This is a genomic window from Hydrogenophaga electricum, assembly GCF_030160815.1.
Classification (GTDB): domain Bacteria; phylum Pseudomonadota; class Gammaproteobacteria; order Burkholderiales; family Burkholderiaceae_C; genus Hydrogenophaga; species Hydrogenophaga electricum.
Genome location: NZ_BSPB01000001.1, coordinates 87,741 through 107,854 on the forward strand (window position 1 = coordinate 87,741; position 20,114 = coordinate 107,854).

Genomic DNA, 20,114 nt, shown 5'->3' on the forward strand with positions numbered 1-20,114 from the left:
AGGGGGCGCAGGCCTCCCTTGGGGCGGCCCGGCGGGAGACCTCATGAACAAACTCGATCTCGACTGGAAACCCCTGGCCCTGGTGCCGGTGCTGGCGTTGCTGGCACTGCCTCTGGTGGGCAGCCCCTCGACCTGGCTGACACTGACCGTGGCCGGTCTGGCGATGGGGCTGATCGTCTTCATCATCGCCTCGGGCCTGACGCTGGTGTTCGGTCTGATGGACGTGCTCAATTTCGGCCACGGCGTGTTCATCGCACTGGGCGCCTTCATGGCGGTCACCGTCATGGGGGGCATGGCCGACTGGGTGTCGGCGCAGAACTTCTGGCTCAACCTGGCCGCGCTGGTGCCGGCGATGCTGGCGGCGATGGCCGTGGCCGGTGCGCTGGGGCTGGCGTTCGAGCGCTTCATCGTGCGCCCGGTGTACGGCCAGCATCTGAAGCAGATCCTCATCACCATGGGCGGCATGATCATCGGCGAGGAGCTGATCAAGGTGATCTGGGGCCCCGAGCAGCGCCCGCTGCCGCTGCCCGAAGCACTGCGCGGCTCGTTCCTGCTGGGCGACGCGGCGGTCGAGAAGTACCGCGTGCTGGCGGTGCTGGTGGGCCTGGCGGTGTTCGCGGTCATGGTCTGGGTGCTCAACCGCACCAAGGTCGGCCTGCTGATCCGCGCCGGCGTGCAGGACCGCGAAATGGTGGAGTCGCTGGGCTACCGCATCCAGCGCCTGTTCGTGGGCGTGTTCGTGGTCGGCAGCGCGCTGGCCGGCCTGGGCGGCGTGATGTGGGGGCTGTACCAGCAGAACGTGGTGCCGCAGATGGGCGCACAGGTCAACGTGCTGATCTTCATCGTCATCATCATCGGCGGCCTGGGCTCCACGCTGGGCGCGCTGATCGGGGCATTGCTGGTGGGCCTGATGGCCAACTACACCGGCTTTCTGGTGCCCAAGGTGGCGCTGTTTTCCAACATCGCGCTGATGGTGGCGATCCTGCTGTGGCGGCCGCAGGGCGTCTACCCGGTGACGAACCGATGACCCCCCGCGCCGCCTTCTGCGTCACCCCCCAGGGGCGCAGCCTGTGGCACGGCGGAGCCGGTTCCACGGCTGCAACTGGACGTTGCGTGCCTGCGCTGTGTGCGATGGGCCTACTGAACTTGAATGGGGTTTCTTCATGCTGACCCGACTGCTTTCCCATGACTTGCCGCGCAGCCGCGTGCTGGCGGCGGTGCTGATCCTGCTGGTGCTGGGGCTGGCCTTCGCGCCTTTCCTGTTCCCCGGCGTCAAGGCGCTCAACGTGGCGGCCAAGGTGCTGGTCTTCATCGCGCTGGTGGTGAGCTTCGATCTGCTGCTGGGCTACACCGGCATCGTGAGCTTCGCGCACACCATGTTCTTCGGCATCGGTGCCTACGGCGTGGCGATCGCGCTGTCGGCGGTGGAAGAGCCTTCGTGGTCGGCACTGCTGCTGGGGGTGCTGTGCGCCCTGGTGGTGTCGCTGCTGCTGTCGCTGGTGATCGGGCTGTTCTCGCTGCGCGTGAAGGCCATCTTCTTCGCCATGATCACGCTGGCCGTGGCCTCGGCCTTTCTCACGCTGGCGTCGCAGCTGTCGGACTTCACCGGTGGCGAGGACGGCCTGAGCTTCAGCGTGCCCGAGCTGCTGACGCCCGGTTTCTCGCTCAGCGAGGACGACTTTGCCGGCCCGTTCGGTGACGTCGCGCTCAACGGCCGGCTCATCACCTACTACCTGCTGTTCGTGGTGGTCACGGGCATGTTCCTGGTGATGCTGCGCATCGTCAACTCGCCCTTCGGCCGTGTGTTGCAGGCGATCCGCGAAAACGACTTCCGTGCCGAGGCGCTGGGCTACCGCACGGTGGTCTACCGCACGCTGTCCAACGTCATCTCGGCGGCGTTCGCCACGCTCGCTGGCTGCCTGCTGGCGCTCTGGCTGCGCTACAACGGGCCGGACACCTCGCTGTCGTTCGAGATCATGCTCGACATCCTGCTCATCGTCGTGATCGGCGGCATGGGCACGCTCTACGGCGCCATCATCGGCAGCGTGCTGTTCCTGCTGGCGCAAAGCTATCTGCAGGACCTGCTGCGCGTGGCCGGTGACGCGGTGGCCGGGGTGCCGCTGCTGCCCGCGTTGCTCACGCCCGACCGCTGGCTGCTCTGGCTCGGCCTGCTGTTCGTGCTCTCCGTGTACTACTTTCCCACCGGCATCGTCGGCAAGCTCCGCGAGCGCGCGGTGCTGGCGCGCGTGAAAGGCCTGCAATGAACCCCTCGCCCGTGATTCCCCAGTCGCGTTACCTCACCTGCGAAGGGCGCGAGATCCATTTCATGGAATGGTCACCCGCCCCCGGCACGCCCGATCGCGGCACGGTGGTCGCCTGGCACGGCCTGGCCCGGACCGGGCGCGACATGGACCCACTGGCCGCGCACCTGGCGGCGCAGGGCTGGCGCGTCGTCTGCCCGGACACCATCGGCCGGGGGCTGTCGCAGTGGAGTCCGGAACCGCTGGTCGAATACTGCCTGGCTTTTTACGCCCGGCTGGCGCGCTCGCTGGTCGACCAGCTCGGCCTGGCGGATTTCCAGTGGGTGGGCACCTCGATGGGCGGTGCCATCGGCATGGTCTGTGCCGACGGCCTGCTGCGCGGGCGCATCCAGCGTCTGGTGCTCAACGACATCGGGCCCGAGCTGGCTGCGCCCGCCGTTGAACGCATCCGTACCTACGCGGGCAGCCCGGCGGCGTTCGATACCGTGAGCGAGCTGGAGCAGTACTTCCGCACGGTCTACAAGCCCTACGGCTACCTGTCCGACGCGCAGTGGCGGCTGCTGACCGAAAGCTCGACCCGCCGCCTGCCCGACGGCCGCGTGACGCCGCATTACGACCCGGCCATGGCCCAGCAGTTCACGCACCACCCACAGGACTACGCCCTGTGGCCGGTGTACGACCGCATCGACGTGCCGGTGCTCTGTCTGCGCGGCGTGGATTCGGACCTGCTGCTGGCCGACACCGCCGAAGCCATGCGCGACCGCGGACCGCGTGCGCTGGTGGTCACCATCGCCGACTGCGGCCACGCGCCGGCGCTGAACGTGCCCGATCAGCTGGAGCTGGTGCAGCGCTTTCTTTCGGGTCACTGAGCCGCGTCCGCCCGGGCGGGGATGGGGGCCTGTTCACCCCTTTTTTGAAATGTGCGGCGGTTCTGTGGGCAGGCCTTACGCCAGCGGCAACGCCACGCTGGCGCGCAGGCCCCGGTCGTGGTCGGCGCTGTCCAGTTGCAGCGACGAACCCAGCAGGCCGGCGTAGCGGGCCACGATGTAGAGGCCCAGACCGCTGCCCTGGCCGAGCAGTTCGCCCTCGCGGCCCTGGCTCCAGCGCTGCATGAGGTTGCGGCGCAGGGGTTCGGCGATGCCGGGGCCATCGTCCACCACCGACAGCACGCAACGGCGTGCGCCGTCCTCTGTCGCCAGTTCGACCGTGATCGTGCGGCCGCCGTAGCGCATGGCGTTGTCGATCAGGTTGTCGAGGATGCCTTCGATCATGGCGGGGTTGGCCCAGACCACGACGTCGTCCATGCGTCCCTCCAGCCCGCGCGCGCCGAGGTCGACACCGCGCGCATCGGCCGTGTCCAGGTGGCGCAGCACCGCCTGGCCGATGAAGTGCGTGAGCGAGACGCGCTCTTTCTGCAGCACGACTTCGGCCTCGTCGGCTGCGGCCAGGTCGAGCAACTGGTTGACCAGGCGCCCGGTGCGCTCGGCGCTGTCGGCGATCTGCTGCAACGGCTGTCGCGCCTCGGCCGCTTCGGGGTGGGCCAGGCCGTAGTCGGCCAGCGCACGGATGCGTGCCAGCGGCGTGCGCAACTCGTGGGCCACGTTGCCAATGAATTCGCGCTGCGTGCGCACGCTGCGGCCCAGCCGGTCGAACAAGGCATTGACCGCCTGGCCCACGGCGGCGATTTCGCGGGTGGACGGGGTGATGGCCACCGGTGTCAGGTCTTGGGCATCCCGGTCCGCCAGGGCCGCCTGCAGCCGGCCCAGCGGAGCCAGATCGCGCTCGATGCGGCGCCACAACCAGAAGGCCAGCAGGCTCAGCATCAGCAGCAGGGGCAGGGCGCCGAACAGCAGCATGCGCTGGACCAGGGCCGCGCGCACATAGGTGGTGTGTGCCATCACCACATGGAAAGGGTCACCCAGCACTTCGTGGCGCAGTGTCACGGCACGCACCGGCAGCCCGTGGTAGACGATGTTGCTGTAGCGGAAGCGCTGATCGCTGTCGGGCCAGGGGGTGGGCGGCAGCGGGGTGCCCGCCAGCCGGGTACCGTCGGGTCGCAGCACGGTGAAGTGCACGGCCTCGGCCTGGTCGAACAGCGCGGCGCGGAGTTCGCTTTCGGTCAGTTGCAGGCCCACGGCGCCGTCGGGGCCGGCCTGGACGTAGGAGGCGATCGAGTAGGCGTCGTCGACCAGGGCGCGGTCGAAAGCCTGCTCGGTGAAATGGCTGGCGACCCCGAGCGTGGCCACCGTGCCCACCAGCCAGGTGAGCACCAGGGGCAGCATCACGTGCCGCAGCATGCGCACGCGCAGCGAGGGAGGCAGCGCTGGGGCGGGGCGCGGGTCGGCGGTCAATTTTCCGGCTCCAGCAGGTAGCCGATGCCGCGCAGCGTGCGGATCGACGCACCGCTGCCCGCCAGCTTCTTGCGCAGGCGCGAGATGAAGGCCTCCAGCGCGTTGTCGCCCAGGGCTTCGTCGAAGCCGGAGAGCTTGTCGGAGAGCTGCCGTTTGCTGACGGCATGGCCCGGTGGGCTCATCAGTTCCCAGAGCACCTCGAACTCGCGCGCGGGCAGGTCGAGCGGCGCGTCCGCCACCGAAAACCGCCGGGCCCGCCGGTCCAGTTGCAGCGCGCCGAGGCGCGCCAGGTCGTCGCTGCCGATGGCGCGGCGCACCAGGGCGCGCAGGCGGGCTTCGACCTCGGCCAGATCGAAGGGCTTGCCCAGGTAGTCGTCGGCGCCGCTGTCGAGCCCGGTGATGCGCTCTTCCGTGCGGTTGCGCGCGGTGAGCACCAGCACGGGCGTGCGGTCGCCGCGTGCGCGGGCCTCGCGCAGCAACTGCAGGCCGTTGCCCAGCGGGCTGTCGGGGCGGGCATGCTGTGGCAGGTTCAGATCGAGCAGCACCGCGTCGAAAGGCTGGACGCGCCAGAGATGGCCCGCCTCGTGCAGGGTGCCGACCGGGTCGACGCGGTGCCCCGCGTCGGTCAGGCTGCGGGCGATGACCTCGCGCAGCACGGCATCGTCTTCGACCAGCAGGATTCGCATGCCCGGAAGGCTAGCAGAAGGCGGGGTGGGCAAGGCTCAGGACCGGGAGAGCCGGGCGTCGTCGAGGTCTTCCTTCGCGCGCAGGCTTTGGCGCAGGGTGCTCCAGATGGCCCACAGCAGCAGGACCGAGGTCAGCCCCAGCAGCGTGGCGCTGATCGGGCGCTCGATGAAGATCATGGGATCGCCACGCGAAATCAGCAGGGCGCGGCGCAGGTATTCCTCCAGCATGGGGCCGAGGATGTAGCCCAGCAGCAGCGGCGCGGGTTCGAACTTCAGCACCATCAGGGCGTAACCCATGATCCCCAGGGCGGCGACCATGTAGATGTCGAAGGTGTTGTTGTTGACGCTGTACACGCCCAGCGCCACGAACACCAGGATGGCCGGGTACATCCACGAGAACGGGATGCGCAGCAGGGCAACCCACAGGCCGATCGTCGGCAGGTTCAGGATGACCAGCATGATGTTGCCGATGGCGAAGCTCACCACCAGGCCCCAGAACAGGTTGGGCTGTTCGGTGATCAGCATCGGCCCGGGCTGGATGCCGTGGATGATCAGCGCGCCCAGCATTACGGCCATGACCGCATCGCCCGGAATGCCCAGCGACAACGAAGGCACGAAGGCTGTCTGCGCGGCGGCGTTGTTGGCCGACTCGGGGGCCGAGATGCCTTCGATGGCGCCCAGGCCGAAGCGGCTCGGATCCTTGGCGACCTTCTTTTCGATGGCGTAGGCCATGAAGGCCGCGATGGAGGGGCCCACGCCGGGCAGGGCACCCAGCGCCGCGCCCAGTGCAGAGCCGCGAACCATGGGCTTTACCGTGGCCTTGAACTCGGCCCGGTCCGGTGCCATGGACCGCAGCGAGACCTTTTCGGGCTGGCGGTTGGCATCGGCCGAATTGATGCAGCGGACCACTTCGGCGACGCCGAACAGGCCCATGGCCAGCGCGACGAGGTTGATGCCATCCATCAGTTCCGGCACATCGAAGGCGTAGCGCGAGATGCCGCTGTTGACGTCGGTGCCCACCATGCCCAGCAGCAGCCCGAAGACCATCACCGCCAGGCCCTTCACGGCGGAACCCGAACTCATGGACGAGGCGGCCACCAGCCCGAGCACCATCATGGCGCAGAACTCGGCCGGGCCGAATTCGAGGCCGATCTCCGCAATGACCGGCGAGAACAGCGTCAGCAGGATCAGGCCGGACATGGCGCCGACCAGGGACGCGATCGTCGTGACGAACAGCGCCACCCCCGCCTTGCCTTTCTTGGCCATGGGATAGCCGTCGAGGCAGGTCACCGCCGAAGAGGGGGTGCCGGGCAGGTTCAGCAGGATGGAGGCGGTCGATCCGCCGTACTGCGCGCCGTAGTACACGCCAGCCAGCATGATGATGGCCGCGGTCGGGGGGATGTGGTAGGTCACCGGCAGCAGCAGCGAGATCGCCGCCAGCGCGCCGATGCCGGGCAGCACACCGACCACCGTGCCGAGGAAGACGCCGAAGAAGCAGTACAGCAGGTTGGCCGGTTCGGCCGCGACCTGCAGGCCGAGCCAGAGGTTGCCAAGCAATTCCATGGGGACTCCTTCGGGTTCAGGCCGACCAGGGCCAGATGGGCAGCACCATCTGCAGGCCGATGGGGAAGATCAGCGTGGTGAGCACGGCCACCACGGTGCACACGGCCAGGCGTGTGCGCAGGCGCATGGCTGAGGGCACCAGCGACAGCAGCGCGGTGAGGAAGGCCGCCACAAACACGCCCAGCAGGTGCAGCATGAACGCGAAACCGATCAGGCTGAGCACGCACCAGAACAGGTTGTTCCACTGCACCTGCACCGCGGTGCCCCGCCGCCACAGGGCGGGCAGGGCCACCAGCAGGCCGAGCACGGCCAGCACCCAACCCAGCACCACCGGAAAGTAGCCGGGGCCCATGCGAGCGGCGGTGCCAAATTCGTAGTCGCGGCCATGGACGGCAAAGAACAGGCCTGCTGCGGTCATGAGCAGGCCCCCCAGAAGATCGTGAATGTCTCGGGTCGTTTTCATGCGGATCGGAGAACGGGCGCCAGCGCGCCGTTGACGGGAGCCGCGACCAGCGGCGCGACCACGAAGCCGTGCCCCCGCAGCGCCAGGGTCGGCGCCGCGGGGAAGGCATGAAGTCAGCTTAAGGCGGGGTTCCTGACCAGAACCTGATCGGGGCCGGGCCTGTGGCGGGACCGGCCAGGGGCCTTACTGGCCGCCCGGGGCCTTCGTCGGCCAGCCCTGCAGATGGCGCTCGGTCAGGTCGGTCAGGGCCCGGATCCAGTCGGTGTCGTCGTTCAGGCAGGGGATGTAGCTGAACCGTTCGCCGCCCGCGTGCACGAAGGCCTCGCGCACTTCCTGGTTGATCTCTTCCAGCGTCTCGATGCAGTCGCTGGTGAAGCCGGGGCACACCACGTCGACGCTGCGCAGCCCCTTCTGTGCCAGGGCCACCAGGGTGGGCTCGGTGTACGGCTGCAGCCAGGCCGCCTTGCCGAAGCGCGACTGGAAGGTCACGGTGTAGCGCTCGGGCGGCAGGCCCAGGCGCCCGGCCAGCATCCGCGCGGTGGTCTGGCATTCGTCGGCATACGGATCGCCCAGCGTGCGGTTGCGCTCGGGCAGGCCATGGAAGCTCATCACCAGGTGCTCGGCCGCTTCGTTCTGCTGCCAGTGCCGCAGGACGCTGCGCGCCAGGGCCTCGATGTAGCCCCGGTCGTCCGGGTAGCGGTTGACGAAGCGCAGTTCGGGCAGCGCGCGCACCTGCAGGCCCCATTGCGCCACGGCGTCGAACACGCTCGCCGTGGTGGTGCCGCTGTACTGGGGGTAGGCCGGCAGGATCAGCACCCGGCCCACGCCCTGGGCCTTGAGTTCATCGAGCACCGCGCCGATGCCGGGCGTGCCGTAGCGCATGGCGTAGCGCACGGTGATCCGGTGGCCCCGTTCGCCCAGGTAGCCCTGCAGCAGCTTGGCCTGCCGGTCGGTCCAGACCTTCAGGGGCGAGCCCTCGGGCATCCAGACGGTGGCGTATTTGGCGGCCGATTTGGCCGGCCGGGTGCGCAGGATGATGCCGTGCAGGATGGGCCACCACAGCAGCTTGGGGATTTCCACCACCCGGTGGTCGCCCAGGAATTCCGCCAGATAGCGGCGCAGCGCCGGGGCGGTGGGTTCGTCGGGGGTGCCGAGGTTGCACAGCACGACGGCCGTGCCGTCGGCGCGGCCGGCAGGGAGAGCGGGTTCGTTGCGAAAAGCCATGCGCTATTCTCCCGCAGCCATGATGACCCCATACGCCCCCAGCCCCCAGCCACGGCCCATTTCGGGCCTGGACACCGATCGCATCCAGGCCATCACCCTCGATCTGGACGACACGCTCTGGCCGATCTGGCCCGCCATCGCCCGGGCCGACGAGGTGCTGCGTGCCTGGCTCGCCGAGCGCGCGCCGGCGACCGCGGCCCTGTGCGTCCAGCCCGATGCCCTGCGCGCCGCGCGGGCCGAACTCGAACGCCAGCGCCCGGAACTGGCGCACGACCTGAGCGCGATGCGCCGCGAAGCCATCCGGGGGCTGCTGCAGCGTGCTGGCGACGACCCGGCGCTGGCCGAGCCGGCGTTCGAGGTGTTTTTTGCCGAGCGCCAGCGCGTCGATCTGTATGCCGATGCGCTGCCGGCCCTGGAACGGCTGAGCGCCCGTTACCCGCTGGTGACGCTCACCAACGGCAATGCCGACGTGCACCGGGTGGGCATCGGAGGGTACTTCCGGGGTGAAGTCACGGCGCGCCGCTTCGGTGTCGGCAAACCGGACCCGCGCATCTTTCAGGCCGCGGCGGACGCGGCGGGGGTGCCTGCATCGGCCGTGCTGCACGTGGGCGATGACCCCGCGCTCGACGGGGTGGGGGCCCTCAACGCGGGCATGCAACTGGCGTGGGTCAATCGGGCCGGGCACGCCTGGTCGCACGGCCCGGTGCCGCCGCACGCCACGGTGTCCGATCTGCTCGCGCTGTGCGATCTCCTGGGGCTCTGAACGGGCGCCGGCATAGTCGAGTTCGGCACTCGGATATCGTTATATGAAAAGTCTCAGTATTTGCGTGAGATTTAGATAAAAAACTATATTTGACAGGCTAAGCCCAACCCAACGCCCTGTTGGTTGAGCGGCTGGTCACTTGGTTTGCAGCAGCGTTCTTCGTCATTCCTCAGGTCGTTGGATCGGTTTTGTCCGTATCCAGTGGCGCTGTGCGTCGGTGGAATTCACCCACACGAACCCCGGAGGAGTACGCATGCAATCCCTTTCCCTGATTTCCCTGACCCTGATTTCGGCCGCCGTGCTGGCCGCCTGCGGCCAGAAGGCCGATGAAACCCCCGCTACCGCACCGGCCGAAACGGCCCAGGCTTGCGGCAAGGTCACCGTCGCCAGCATGAACTGGCAGTCGGCCGAAGTGCTGGCCAGCATCGACAAGATCATCCTGTCGCAAGGCTTCGGCTGCGAGGTCGAGATCGTGCCGGGCGACACCATGCCCACGCTGACCTCGATGATGGAAAAAGGCCAGCCCGACGTGGCGCCTGAAGCCTGGATCAATGCGGTGCGCGAACCGCTGGAAGCCGCCGTCAAGGAAGGCAAGCTGCACTACGCGGCCCATTCGCTGACCGACGGTGGCGTCGAAGGCTGGTGGATTCCCAAGTACGTGGCCGACGCGAACCCCGACCTCAAGACCATCGACGACGCGCTCAAGCGCCCCGATCTGTTCCCGGCCCCCGAGTCCAAGGGCAAGGGCGCGGTGCACAACTGTCCGTCCGGCTGGAACTGCCAGATCACGACCGACAACGCCTTCAAGGCCTGGGGCGCCAAGGACAAGAACTTCGTGCTGCTGGACACCGGTTCCGCCGCCGGTCTCGACGGCTCCATCGCCAAGGCCTACGAGCGCAAGGAAGGCTGGCTGGGCTACTACTGGGCGCCCACATCCATCCTGGGCAAGTACGAAATGGTCAAGCTTGACGCGGGTGTGCCGCTCGATCGCGAGGCGTTCGACAACTGCAACGCCAAGGCCTGCGACAACCCGACCAAGACCGACTGGCCGCGTGCCGAAGTCATCACCGTGGTGACCGACCGCTTCAAGAACGCGGGCGGCCCGGCGTACGACTACCTGGCCAAGCGCAGCTGGGGCAACGACACCGTGAACCAACTGCTGGCCTGGATGAGCGACAACCAGGCCGCCGGGGACGATGGTGCCCGCCACTTCCTGCGCAACAACGAAGCGATCTGGAGCACCTGGGTCTCGCCTGAAGTGGCGGCCAAGGTCAAGGCTGCCCTTTGAGCGGAGGCGCGCCCATGAACTGGCTGCGGGAATTTCCCGCCATGGGGGCGGATGCCCTCAGTGCCTTGCGACGCACCGTGGACGACGCTTTCCGCACGTTCACGCGTCAGAACGGTGAAGCCCTGGAACAACTGTTCCTGCCGCTGCGCGAGTTCCTGCTGTTCTCGGAACGGCTGCTCACGCAGTCGCCGTGGCCGGTGGTGATCGGGGTCATCGCCCTGATCGTCTGGCTGGCTTCGCGCAACGTGAAGATCGTCGTAGGGACGGTGGCGACGCTGCTCATGATCGGCTACTTCGGTATGTGGGTCGACACCATGAAGACCATTTCGATGATCTTCGTGTGCACCGTCGTCGCGCTGGCCGTCGGCCTGCCGCTGGGCATCGGCATGAGCCGTTCCGACCGGCTGCAGCGCATGGTCAACCCGGTGCTGGACGTGATGCAGACCATGCCCAGTTTCGTGTACCTGATTCCGGTGGTCATGCTGCTGGGGATCGGGCGCGTGCCGGGGCTGATCGCCGTGGTGATCTACGCCATTCCGCCGGTGATCCGCTTCACCAATCTGGGCATCCGGCTGGTCGACAAGGACCTGCTGGAAGCGGCCGATGCGTTCGGCTCCTCAGCCTGGCAGAAGATGCGCCAGGTGCAACTGCCGCTGGCGCTGCCGACCATCATGGCGGGCGTGAACCAGACCATCATGCTGTCGCTGGCCATGGTGGTGATCGCGGCCATGATCGGTGTGCAGGGGCTGGGCCAGCCGGTGCTGCGGGCGATTTCGAACCAGTACTTCACCATGGGCATCCTCAACGGCATGGCCATCGTGGGTATCGCCATCATCTTCGACCGTGTGTCGCAGGCCTATGGCAAGCGGCTGCAGAAACACCTGGAGGTGAAACATGGCTGAAACCCCGAATGCGGTGGCCGCGGCCGCGGTGCCGTCCGCCACCGGTGTGCGCATCCGGCACCTCTACAAGATCTTCGGTGCCACACCCGAGAAGTTCCTGCCGCTGGTGCAGCAGGGCATGAGCAAGCAGGAACTGCGCGACCAGCACGGCCACGTGCTGGGCCTGCGCGACATCAACATCGACATGCCCGCCGGTGGCATCCAGGTGGTGATGGGCCTGTCGGGCTCGGGCAAGAGCACGCTGATCCGCCACATCAACCGCCTCATCGACCCCACGGCCGGCGAGGTGCTGGTGGACATCGACGGCCGCGAAGTCGACGTGGCCAAGATGGGCGCGTCGGCGCTGCGGCAGTTCCGCCGCGAGCAGACCGCCATGGTGTTCCAGAAGTTCGCGCTGTTCCCGCACTGCACCGTGCTCGAAAACACCGAGTACGGCTTGCAGGTGCAAGGCGTGGCGCGCAAGAAGCGGCGCGAACACGCGCTGCGCTGGATCGAGCGTGTGGGGCTCAAGGGCTATGAGGACAGCTACCCCAACCAGCTCTCGGGCGGCATGCAGCAGCGCGTGGGCCTGGCGCGGGCGCTGACCAACGACGCGCCCATCCTGCTGATGGATGAGGCCTTCTCCGCGCTCGACCCGCTGATCCGGGCCGACATGCAGAGCGTGCTGCTGGATATCCAGCAGGAGATCGGCAAGACCATCGTGTTCATCACGCACGACCTGGACGAAGCCCTGCGCCTGGGCGACCGCATCGCCATCCTGCGCGACGGCGAGGTGATGCAGCAGGGAACGGGTCAGCAGATCGTGCTGCAGCCGGCCGACGAGTACATCGCCAACTTCGTCAAGGACGTCAACCGCGGGCGCGTCATCCGTTGCCGCACGCTGATGCAGGCGGGCGCGCCGGTCGAAGGGCCGCAGGTGGATGCCAGTCTGGTGATCGAGGAGGCCGCGCGCCTGCTCAGCGCCGAAGGGCGCGAGGCGGCGAATGTGGTCAACAGCAAGGGGCGCCATCTCGGCGTGGTGACGCTGTCCGACATCATCGGTGCCATCGTGCCGCCCAACCCGGTGGCACCGGGGGAGGCGGGCAGCGGGGCGCCACCCGCCTGAGGGCGGCGCGCTTACCAGCCCCAGAGCAGACGGCGGGCGATCCAGCCCTTTTGCTGGTCGGCCCGCCGCACGTGAACCCAGTCGCCGCGGCGCTCCAGGGTGCGGAGCAGCTCCCCGTATTCGGCCTTGCCCACGATGCGGTGGCCCGTGCCAGGACCACCGCGCAGGTTGGCGGTGGGCACCTTCACCACGTGGTGGGCGGTGCGCCCGGTCAGGCGCCGCGACACCCAGCCTTCATCACCTTCGAAGTCGCGCACCTTGATCCAGGTGTTGCGGCGATCCACCACCTGCAGCGGGTAGCCGCGGTGCAGTTGCCAGAGCACGGCGGTGCCGGTGCCCGGGCCCTGCCGCATGTTGGCCGTCTCGACCTTGACGCTGACCATGCTGGCCTGCGGCTGGGCCAGCACCAGGCTGCCGGGCACACACAGGCTCAGGGCCAGTGCGGCCAGGGAACGCCTGAGTCGGCGCGGATTCCGGTGGGGGTGGCGATGGGGTGTGGCGATGGTCTCGGGCATCGTTGGAATCTCCTGGGCTCCGGTTGAACACATCCCGTGTGAACGCCCTCGTCCCGGGGAGTTCCTGAATCCCGCGGATCGGGGCCGATTCGGTGACCGGCTTGGCCGGCAGAGGAGGCTGCTCAGAGCCGCGCCGCTGCGGTCAGGCCGCTGCGCACCGCCCCTTCGAGCGTGGCGGGATAGGGGCCGTCGATGTAGTCGCCCGCCATCAGCAGGCCCGGAGCAGCCTGGGTTGGCGGTCTGATCAGCCCCGGCGTGCAGGCGAAGGTGGCGCGCTTTTCCACCACCGTCTGCAAGGGCCGCAGTGCCTGCAACCCGAGCTGGCGCCGGGCCTGGTCCAGCACGCGGGCTTCCAGCTGTTCGCGATCGCCCTCGCTGTCGCTGGCGACGAAGGCGAGCACGCCGCGCAGGCGCGGATCATCGGGTTGCAACTGGCCCCGGTCGAAAACGAACTGGGCCGGGTCTTGCGCCGACTCGGGCTCGCTGCGCAGCGCCAGCATGGGGCGCGGCAGGCGCCATGCCGGATCGGTCTGGGCGTAGACGGTGGTGATGGCGGTGAAGTCCAGCGCGTTGGCCCGCTCGGCCCAGGTCAGCAGGCCGTCCTGCAGCGCGGGGGAACCGCTGCGGCCTTCGAGGGCCACGCCGACCGCCCGCAGCGCCTGGGCGGCCGGGCCGCAGGCCGTGGCCCAGACCACGCGGTCGAAACGGCGTTCGGCCAGTGGGCCGGTGTGCAGGGTCTCGATGACCCAGGCGCCCTCGTTCGGGCGCAGGGCCACCACGCGCGTGCCGGCGTGCAGTTCGAAGCGGGCGCGGTGGTGCCGGGCCAGCCACTGCACGGCCGACATCGGAAAGAGCGTGCCGAGATCGGTGCGCGGCACCAACAGCGTGGACGGCGACCAGGGCGGATGGCCGCGCCCGGTCATGGCGTCGCTCAGCACGCGCAGGAACACGGTGCCGCTGGCCTGCGCGGCAGGCAGGTTGAGCGCCGAAACACACAGGGGCTGGATGAATTCGTCGATCACGCGATCGGGCAGACCTCGGCAGACCTCGGCGACGGTGTCGTTGTCTGCGCATTGAAAGCCGGTCATGCGCCAGCGCAGCGCCCGCGCCAGCAAGGCCAGGCGCTCGCCGCCGCTCCAGCCCGGCGCATGGGCAATGCTGGCGAGCGCGTCCAGCGGGGCGGGCCAGCCCCGGGCCCAGCCGGGCATTTGAAGGCCGTTGCCATCGGGAAAGCGCAGCTCCAGCGGCAGGGCCAGCAGATGTTCTTGGGGCGCGACGCCCACATGCGCCATCAGGTCCAGGGTGCGGGTGTAGGCGCCGATCAGGATGTGCTGGCCGTTGTCCAGCGGCAGCACGGCGCCATCGTCCGTGCTCACCGGCAGGCTGCGGGCCCGCCCGCCAGGCAGGCGACCGGCTTCGTAGACGGTGACGTGATGGCCCCGTTCAGCCGCCGACACGGCAGCGGCCATGCCCGCCCAGCCGGCGCCCACCACGGCCACCTGCAGGGGCCGCGCAGCGCGCGGAAAGCGCGGGCGGGGCGTGGTGACAACGGCCGGCTGCGGCGCGGCTTTCACAGCCGGCCCAGGGCCTGGACCTTCCAGGCCAGCCAGAGTTTGCGCAGCGGGGTCAGGCTCACCCGCCGGGTGAGCACCAGCAGCGGTTCTGCCGCGATTTCGCGCAACAGGGTGCGGTAGATGCTGGCCATCATCAGCCCGGGCTTCTGGGCGCGCCGGTCGGCGTCCGGCAACAGGGCCAGGGCTTCGTCGTAGAGGCCAAGGGCCCGGTCGACCTGGAAGGTCATCAGCGCCAGGAAGCGCCGTTCGAAGTCGGCCCGGTCACTGCCCGGCGCCTCACCGCGCTTGAGCAGTTCGTGGGCCTTCACGTCGAATCGCTGCAACTCCTGCACGGGCAGGTAGATGCGGCCGCGGGTGGCGTCCTCGCCCACGTCGCGGATGATGTTGGTGAGCTGGAAGGCAAGCCCCAGGCGGTGGGCGTACTCGGTGGTGGCTACGGCGGTCTGACCGAAGATGCGCGCGGCCACCTCGCCCACCACGCCGGCCACCAGATGGCAGTAACGCTGTAGGCCGGCGTAGTCCAGGTAGCGGCTCTGGTCCAGATCCATCTGGCACCCGTCGATCACCGCCTGCAGGTGCCGGGCCTCGATGCCATACGCCGGCACGTGCGGCATCAGGGCCTGCAGGGCCGGATGGCTCGGTTTCCCGGCAAACGCCTGGGCGACTTCCTGCCGCCACCAGGCCAGCTTGGCCTGGGCCACGCCGAGGTCCTGCACCTCGTCCACCACGTCGTCGACTTCGCGGCAGAAGGCGTAGAACGCGGTGATGGCGGCGCGTCGGGGCGGAGGCAGGAACAGGAAGGCGTAGTAGAAGCTGCTGCCTGAGGCGGCGGCTTTCTGCTGGGCGTAGTCTTGCGGCGTCATGGATCGGGTGGGGTTGCCCGAGTGTAATCAGGCGCAGCCTGCGGCTTGCGCCAACGCCCCTGTGTGGCGCCTGGTCTCAGGCGACGCGGGTCGCCTGCAGGGGCTCGATGAGTTCGCAATGCCGGCGGTCGATGCGGCGCAGCACGCCGTCTTCTTCGAGCTGGCGCAGGTTGCGCGCCACCGACTCGCGGGAGGTGGAGAGCAGTTCGGCCAGCGTCTGCTGACTGGGCAGACGCACCATGCCGTTGCCCTGTTCATCGGCCAGCAGCCGCAGGGCCGCCAGCAACTGGCGCTGCTGGCCCCGCATGCGCATCACCTGGCCCCAGTCGGCCAGGCGGCCGAAGGTGTGCACCATGATCGCGTGCAGGGCTTGCAGGAAGCCCATGTCCAGCACCTGCAGACGCCGCAGGTCGGCCATGCGCAGCTCGCACAGGCGCCCCGGCGTCAGCGCGACCATGTCCATCTGCGTTTCGTGGCCGAACACACCGTGCTGGCCGAGGGCGTGGCCACGACCGAGCAGCGCCACGGGCCGTTGCACGCCGTCGGGGCCGTTGCGGGACGCCAGCAGGGTGCCGAGCTTGACGGTGCGGATCGATGGGGACACGACGCCCTGGCGCAGCAGCACATCGCCTTTGACGAACGTGATTTCGCGGACGGCGCTGGTGAGCAGGTCCTGGCTGGGGGCGGGAAGTCGGCCGACGAGGCAGATGTTGCGGGCCGCGCAGAGCGGGCAGCGGGGCGAGCTGTTCATGAAGGGGAGCACAGTCAGACGGGTGGACATGGCGGATGTGTGGCGACGGGTTCCACGAGGCAGTCGGCTTCCGCCAGAACCCGGCGCCATTCAACTACTTCCCGGCTGTTGCTGCCTTGATCTGTATCAGGGGCTGGTGCCATGGTTGCCGCATTTGCCGGGCTCCAAAGTGCGAAGTGCATCACTTGGCGGTCGTGTCTTTCATGCGAGAGCCGGCCGGAATCCTGCAGAGACCGGCACGGATGGCCGAGAGTGTCTGGACGTCCTGTTCTGGAGACTCCGCAATGCGCATCAACGAGCCGGTCAGCGGCCACGAATACCCGCTCAAGCCCGGTGTGACCTTGTTGTCGACCACCGATCTGGACAGCCGGGTCACCTACGCCAACGAGGCTTTCCTGGAGGCCCGCGGGTTTTCGCGGTCGCCATTGCTGGGGCAGCCGCACAACCTCGTGCGCCATCCCGACATGCCTCGCGAGGCATTTGCCGACATGTGGCACACGCTGTGCGCCGGCCATGCCTGGTCGGCCCTGGTCAAGAACCGCCGCGCCGATGGTGACCACTACTGGGTGCGGGCCAACGCCACGCCGGTGCGGCGCGACGGGCGTGGTGGGTTACATGTCGGTGCGCACCGCGCCCGATTGGGAGGAGATCCGCGAGGCCGAGGTGATCTACCGCCGCTTCCGGCAAGGGCAGGCCCGGGGCCTGAAATTTCACCAGGGACTGGTGCTGCGCAGTGGTTGGCGCGCCTGTGGCAGCTGGCACCGTCGACCGCCGCTGGCCTGGCGCGCGCACCTGCCGGTGATCGGTGTGGCGCTCGGCGGTGCTGTGCTGAACGGGGTGTCCGGTGTCGCGGCCTGGGCCGGGGCCTTGCTGATGCTGGGCGCGGCACTGCTGGGTGTGGGCTGGCTTCAGCGGCAGGTGGTGGCGCCGGTCAGAGCCCTGCTGGGCGAGGCCGAGAGGCTGCCGAGGTCCGCAGACTCGCGCAGCGCTGTGCGGAGGCGGCTCACGACATCCGGCGCCTCATCGAAGACAACCTGGGTGGACTGGGGCAGGGGGTGACGCAGGCGCGTCAGGCGGGACAGTTGCTGGAGCACGGGTTGCAGGACGAGGCGCGGCGGCTGCGCGATGCGATGGGTGTGTTTGTTCAGGATGCGCCGTCGGCCCCGTAGCGGGTTTTGGCGAGTTGACCGAGTTCTTGCAGGACCGACGAGGGGACGTTGTGCGGATCCAGATGCAGCACCTGGCAATGCCACCGGTCGATGCGGTGGATGAGCCCCTGTTTTTCCAGTTGCTGCAGGCTGCGGGCTATCGTCTCGCGCGTGGTGGACAGCAGTTCTGCCAGTGCGACGTGGCTCGGAAGGCGGATCACCGGGTTGCCGTGTTCGCGCGCGAGCAGGTGCAGTGCCAGCAGCACCTGCCATTGCACGCCCTTGACCCGCACCACCTGCGCCCAGTCGGCCAGCACCCCGAAGGCGGCGGAAATCATGCTGTAGACGCACCCGAGGAACTGGCGGTCCATGACGCCCAGCCGGTACAGGTCGGCGATGCTGACTTCGCAGACACGGCCTGGCGACAGGGCACGGGCGCTGAGCTGGCAGCGCTGACCCAGCAGCCCGTATGCCCCCATGAGCTGTCCCCGGCTGAACAGGGCCACAGGCCGCTCGCTGCCGTCCGTGCCACGGCGCGAGCCGACCACCGTACCCAGTTTGATGATCGCGATGGTGGCGGCCACATCGCCCTGGCGCTGGAGGATTTCGCCTTTCTGGATCGGCTGCTCTGCAATCGCCGACGCCAGCAACTGCGCGTGCGACGGGCGGATCCAGCCCATCAGACACAGGCTGCGCGTGGCGCATTGCTGGCACCGGGCCAATTGATCGGCAGCGGGCGCTTGCCCGGGAGGCGGTTGCGGTGGCATCAGCATGGCGTGGCAAGGGCTCCTCGAAGGGGCGCCTCTCCAACGACGCCGGGTCACGACCGTTGGCCGTTCTGCCTGCGGATTAGGCGAGAAAATGTTCCCGAAAGTAACGTTATGTATGCATATGAAATGCGCGCTTCATCACATTGGCTTCATAAGTACCGATTCGTACCGCGGTTTTCTTGCGGTGGCGCAAAGACGTGCGGGCAAGATGGCATTTCTGAGGGCAAACCATGGCCGGTGACGGAATGAATGCGGAACAACCGATGGAGGCGCACCTCGGGGGAGGCGATGCGCTGGGAGCAGGCTGGGTGTCCGGTGACGTGTATGGCTGGCTGCTCATGCTGGAGAAAGTGGTCGACGGCAGCAGCAACATGGTGGTGGTGACCGACGCCCAGCGCCGCATCCGCTGGGTCAACGCCACTTACACCCGGGTCACCGGCTGGACGCTGGAAGAGGCCATGGGGCGGCGGCCTCGCGAACTGCTGCACGGGCCACAGACCGACGCCGAAGAGCTGAGCCGCCTCACGCAGCGCCTGAATCAGCGCGATTCGGTGGGCAGTGTGGAGCTTGTCAACTACAAGAAGTCCGGCGAACCCTATATCGTCAGCCTCAGTATCGAACCGCTGTACGACAGCCGGGGAGACCTGCAGGCCTACCTGTCGATCCAGACCGACGTTACCGAACGCCGCCGCCTGGAGCGTGAGGCACTCGAGCTGGGGCAGCGGCTGAAGGTGGCGCAGCGCCTGGCCCGGCTCGGCCGCATCGAATGCGATCCGCAGCATGGCCAGCCGGCCTGGTCGGGCGAGGTCTTTCGCATTCTGGGCCTGGAGCCGGACGGGCAGCCACGGGGCTTCGAGCACCTGCTCGCGCACGCGCACGAGGACGACCAGGTCGCCGTGCGCAGGGCGCTGGCGGCGGGGGACGCATCGGGGCAGGAGGTGGAGGTGGAATTCGGGGTGACGGGCGTGCACGGCGGGCGGCGCTGGGTGCGGTGCCGCGGCCGGCAGACGCCGGGTTTCTGCGGGAGCATGATGGCCTGGACCGTGCAGGACGTGACCATCTACCACACGCGCCTCGATGAGCGTCGGCGTCTGAACGAGGTGCTCAACCGCCAGGTGGCCGAACGCACGCGCAAGCTGGAAGCGTCCAACCAGGCGCTGGCCGAGTTCTCCTATGCGCTGTCGCACGACCTGCGGGCACCTTTGCGGCACCTGTCGTCGTTTGCCACCCTGTTGCAGGACGAGCTGGCGGAGTCGGGCCCCTGCCCGGACAGCGTGCGGCTGTATGCCGACAAGATCAACCAGGCCGCGGGCAAGATGCAGCGCCTGATCGAAGGGCTGCTGTCTTTTGCACGGTTCGGGCGCGAGGGGCTCTCTCTGGCGCCGATGGATATGGGGGCACTGGTCGGCGAACTGGTGGCCGAGTTGCGTGGGGGCACCGCTGGCCGCGAGGTGCGCTGGCAGGTGCAGGCATCGATGCCGACGGTGCTCTGCGATCCGATCCTGCTGCGCGAGGTCTGGGCCAATTTGCTCGACAACGCGCTCAAGTATTCGGGCCACCGCGAGGTGAGCGTGGTGGAGATCGCCTGCGAGCCGCACGAGGACGGCTGGCTGTTTTCGGTGCGCGACAACGGGATCGGCTTCGACACGGCCTATGCCGACAAGCTGTTCGGCATGTTCCAGCGCCTGCATCGCGACACCCGATTCGGGGGAGAAGGCATCGGTCTGGCGCTGGTGCGGCGCATCGTGCAAAGCCATGGCGGCCGGATCTGGGCCGACGCCCGCGTGAACGAAGGCGCCACCTTTTTTGTCTACCTGCCCAGCGAGCCGCCGCTCAGAGAGCCGGTGCCGGAGGTGGACGCGGTGTCGCCACCGTCGGTGATGTGAG

Annotated in this window: 19 protein-coding genes and 1 pseudogene; 10 read left to right on the forward strand and 10 right to left on the reverse strand. The window is 68.4% G+C overall.

Annotated features, from left to right (window positions below):
• Positions 1-43 precede the first annotated feature (43 nt).
• The 3 genes from QQK43_RS00420 to QQK43_RS00430 all read left to right on the forward strand — a co-directional run bounded on the left by QQK43_RS00420 (position 44) and on the right by QQK43_RS00430 (position 3,130).
• Positions 44-1,027 carry a branched-chain amino acid ABC transporter permease gene (locus QQK43_RS00420; RefSeq protein WP_234265766.1) on the forward strand — a complete coding sequence of 328 codons (984 nt, stop codon included), beginning with the start codon at positions 44-46 and terminating at the stop codon, positions 1,025-1,027.
• A 136-nt stretch (positions 1,028-1,163) separates the two neighbouring features.
• Positions 1,164-2,264: a branched-chain amino acid ABC transporter permease gene (locus QQK43_RS00425; protein ID WP_234265767.1), complete on the forward strand. Its 1,101-nt coding sequence runs from the start codon at positions 1,164-1,166 to the stop codon at positions 2,262-2,264.
• Positions 2,261-3,130, forward strand: a complete 870-nt coding sequence (locus tag QQK43_RS00430) for an alpha/beta fold hydrolase (protein WP_284306163.1) — start codon at positions 2,261-2,263, stop codon at positions 3,128-3,130. The genes QQK43_RS00425 and QQK43_RS00430 overlap by 4 nt, the downstream gene beginning before the upstream one ends.
• A gap of 75 nt (positions 3,131-3,205) precedes the next feature.
• On the opposite strand, the gene QQK43_RS00435 is transcribed toward QQK43_RS00430, so the two are convergent.
• The 5 genes from QQK43_RS00435 to hemH all read right to left on the reverse strand — a co-directional run bounded on the left by QQK43_RS00435 (position 3,206) and on the right by hemH (position 8,548).
• Positions 3,206-4,612 carry a sensor histidine kinase gene (locus QQK43_RS00435; protein ID WP_284306164.1) on the reverse strand — a complete coding sequence of 469 codons (1,407 nt, stop codon included), beginning with the start codon at positions 4,610-4,612 and terminating at the stop codon, positions 3,206-3,208.
• Positions 4,609-5,298 carry a response regulator transcription factor gene (locus QQK43_RS00440; RefSeq protein ID WP_234265770.1) on the reverse strand — a complete coding sequence of 230 codons (690 nt, stop codon included), beginning with the start codon at positions 5,296-5,298 and terminating at the stop codon, positions 4,609-4,611. The genes QQK43_RS00435 and QQK43_RS00440 overlap by 4 nt, the downstream gene beginning before the upstream one ends.
• A gap of 36 nt (positions 5,299-5,334) precedes the next feature.
• A complete protein-coding gene (locus QQK43_RS00445) occupies positions 5,335-6,861 on the reverse strand; it encodes a tripartite tricarboxylate transporter permease (protein ID WP_284306165.1) in 1,527 nt (508 codons plus the stop codon).
• Between the two features lie 16 nt (positions 6,862-6,877).
• Positions 6,878-7,279, reverse strand: coding sequence for a tripartite tricarboxylate transporter TctB family protein (locus tag QQK43_RS00450; protein ID WP_370465189.1), 402 nt, complete (start codon positions 7,277-7,279; stop codon positions 6,878-6,880).
• A gap of 228 nt (positions 7,280-7,507) precedes the next feature.
• Complete coding sequence (hemH, locus tag QQK43_RS00455; protein ID WP_284306168.1) at positions 7,508-8,548, reverse strand: ferrochelatase; 1,041 nt, start codon at positions 8,546-8,548, stop codon at positions 7,508-7,510.
• Positions 8,549-8,570: 22 nt separating this feature from the next.
• Between hemH and QQK43_RS00460 the strand changes: the two genes are divergently transcribed.
• The 4 genes from QQK43_RS00460 (at position 8,571) to QQK43_RS00475 (ending at position 12,606) form a co-directional block, all read left to right on the forward strand.
• A complete protein-coding gene (locus tag QQK43_RS00460) occupies positions 8,571-9,311 on the forward strand; it encodes an HAD family hydrolase (protein ID WP_234265774.1) in 741 nt (246 codons plus the stop codon).
• A gap of 253 nt (positions 9,312-9,564) precedes the next feature.
• On the forward strand, positions 9,565-10,599 hold the full coding sequence (locus QQK43_RS00465) for an ABC transporter substrate-binding protein (protein WP_234265775.1): 1,035 nt from the start codon (positions 9,565-9,567) through the stop codon (positions 10,597-10,599).
• A 14-nt stretch (positions 10,600-10,613) separates the two neighbouring features.
• Positions 10,614-11,501, forward strand: a complete 888-nt coding sequence (locus QQK43_RS00470; RefSeq protein ID WP_234265776.1) for an ABC transporter permease — start codon at positions 10,614-10,616, stop codon at positions 11,499-11,501.
• Positions 11,494-12,606: a quaternary amine ABC transporter ATP-binding protein gene (locus tag QQK43_RS00475; RefSeq protein WP_284306169.1), complete on the forward strand. Its 1,113-nt coding sequence runs from the start codon at positions 11,494-11,496 to the stop codon at positions 12,604-12,606. Before QQK43_RS00470 ends, QQK43_RS00475 begins: the two co-directional genes overlap by 8 nt.
• An 11-nt stretch (positions 12,607-12,617) precedes the next feature.
• Here the strand turns inward: QQK43_RS00475 and QQK43_RS00480 are convergent, their stop codons facing one another.
• The 4 genes from QQK43_RS00480 to QQK43_RS00495 form a co-directional block, all read right to left on the reverse strand.
• Positions 12,618-13,121 (reverse strand): SH3 domain-containing protein, encoded by a 504-nt coding sequence (locus QQK43_RS00480; protein ID WP_284306170.1) that lies wholly within the window; start codon positions 13,119-13,121, stop codon positions 12,618-12,620.
• A 122-nt stretch (positions 13,122-13,243) separates the two neighbouring features.
• Entirely contained in the window at positions 13,244-14,626 is a 1,383-nt protein-coding gene (gene hpnE, locus QQK43_RS00485; RefSeq protein ID WP_284306313.1) for a hydroxysqualene dehydroxylase HpnE, read from the reverse strand.
• Positions 14,627-14,691: 65 nt separating this feature from the next.
• On the reverse strand, positions 14,692-15,558 hold the full coding sequence (gene hpnD, locus QQK43_RS00490) for a presqualene diphosphate synthase HpnD (RefSeq protein ID WP_284306171.1): 867 nt from the start codon (positions 15,556-15,558) through the stop codon (positions 14,692-14,694).
• Positions 15,559-15,634: 76 nt separating this feature from the next.
• Positions 15,635-16,339, reverse strand: coding sequence for a Crp/Fnr family transcriptional regulator (locus QQK43_RS00495; RefSeq protein WP_284306172.1), 705 nt, complete (start codon positions 16,337-16,339; stop codon positions 15,635-15,637).
• Positions 16,340-16,593: 254 nt separating this feature from the next.
• Here QQK43_RS00495 and QQK43_RS23435 point away from each other — a divergent pair.
• Together QQK43_RS23435 and QQK43_RS00500 are read left to right on the forward strand one after the other, a co-directional pair.
• Positions 16,594-16,863: pseudogene (locus QQK43_RS23435) on the forward strand (PAS domain-containing protein); the annotation flags it as partial.
• A gap of 61 nt (positions 16,864-16,924) precedes the next feature.
• Positions 16,925-17,368: a hypothetical protein gene (locus tag QQK43_RS00500; RefSeq protein WP_284306173.1), complete on the forward strand. Its 444-nt coding sequence runs from the start codon at positions 16,925-16,927 to the stop codon at positions 17,366-17,368.
• A gap of 85 nt (positions 17,369-17,453) precedes the next feature.
• Here the strand turns inward: QQK43_RS00500 and QQK43_RS00505 are convergent, their stop codons facing one another.
• A complete protein-coding gene (locus QQK43_RS00505) occupies positions 17,454-18,230 on the reverse strand; it encodes a Crp/Fnr family transcriptional regulator (RefSeq protein ID WP_234265400.1) in 777 nt (258 codons plus the stop codon).
• Positions 18,231-18,472: 242 nt separating this feature from the next.
• Here QQK43_RS00505 and QQK43_RS00510 point away from each other — a divergent pair, with 242 nt between their 5' ends.
• Positions 18,473-20,113 carry a sensor histidine kinase gene (locus QQK43_RS00510; RefSeq protein WP_284306174.1) on the forward strand — a complete coding sequence of 547 codons (1,641 nt, stop codon included), beginning with the start codon at positions 18,473-18,475 and terminating at the stop codon, positions 20,111-20,113.
• Position 20,114: the final 1 nt, after the last annotated feature.

Bases quoted from the DNA above. Each gene is read 5' to 3' on its own strand.
- QQK43_RS00420 (WP_234265766.1), top strand. From the start codon at position 44: ATGAACAAACTCGATCTCGACTGGAAACCCCTGGCCCTGGTGCCGGTG.
- QQK43_RS00425 (WP_234265767.1), top strand. From the start codon at position 1,164: ATGCTGACCCGACTGCTTTCCCATGACTTGCCGCGCAGCCGCGTGCTG.
- QQK43_RS00430 (WP_284306163.1), top strand. From the start codon at position 2,261: ATGAACCCCTCGCCCGTGATTCCCCAGTCGCGTTACCTCACCTGCGAA.
- QQK43_RS00440 (WP_234265770.1), bottom strand. From the start codon at position 5,298: ATGCGAATCCTGCTGGTCGAAGACGATGCCGTGCTGCGCGAGGTCATC.
- QQK43_RS00445 (WP_284306165.1), bottom strand. From the start codon at position 6,861: ATGGAATTGCTTGGCAACCTCTGGCTCGGCCTGCAGGTCGCGGCCGAA.
- QQK43_RS00450 (WP_370465189.1), bottom strand. From the start codon at position 7,279: ATGACCGCAGCAGGCCTGTTCTTTGCCGTCCATGGCCGCGACTACGAA.
- hemH (WP_284306168.1), bottom strand. From the start codon at position 8,548: ATGGCTTTTCGCAACGAACCCGCTCTCCCTGCCGGCCGCGCCGACGGC.
- QQK43_RS00460 (WP_234265774.1), top strand. From the start codon at position 8,571: ATGACCCCATACGCCCCCAGCCCCCAGCCACGGCCCATTTCGGGCCTG.
- QQK43_RS00465 (WP_234265775.1), top strand. From the start codon at position 9,565: ATGCAATCCCTTTCCCTGATTTCCCTGACCCTGATTTCGGCCGCCGTG.
- QQK43_RS00470 (WP_234265776.1), top strand. From the start codon at position 10,614: ATGAACTGGCTGCGGGAATTTCCCGCCATGGGGGCGGATGCCCTCAGT.
- QQK43_RS00475 (WP_284306169.1), top strand. From the start codon at position 11,494: ATGGCTGAAACCCCGAATGCGGTGGCCGCGGCCGCGGTGCCGTCCGCC.
- QQK43_RS00480 (WP_284306170.1), bottom strand. From the start codon at position 13,121: ATGCCCGAGACCATCGCCACACCCCATCGCCACCCCCACCGGAATCCG.
- hpnD (WP_284306171.1), bottom strand. From the start codon at position 15,558: ATGACGCCGCAAGACTACGCCCAGCAGAAAGCCGCCGCCTCAGGCAGC.
- QQK43_RS00495 (WP_284306172.1), bottom strand. From the start codon at position 16,339: ATGTCCACCCGTCTGACTGTGCTCCCCTTCATGAACAGCTCGCCCCGC.
- QQK43_RS00500 (WP_284306173.1), top strand. From the start codon at position 16,925: ATGTCGGTGCGCACCGCGCCCGATTGGGAGGAGATCCGCGAGGCCGAG.
- QQK43_RS00505 (WP_234265400.1), bottom strand. From the start codon at position 18,230: ATGCTGATGCCACCGCAACCGCCTCCCGGGCAAGCGCCCGCTGCCGAT.
- QQK43_RS00510 (WP_284306174.1), top strand. From the start codon at position 18,473: ATGAATGCGGAACAACCGATGGAGGCGCACCTCGGGGGAGGCGATGCG.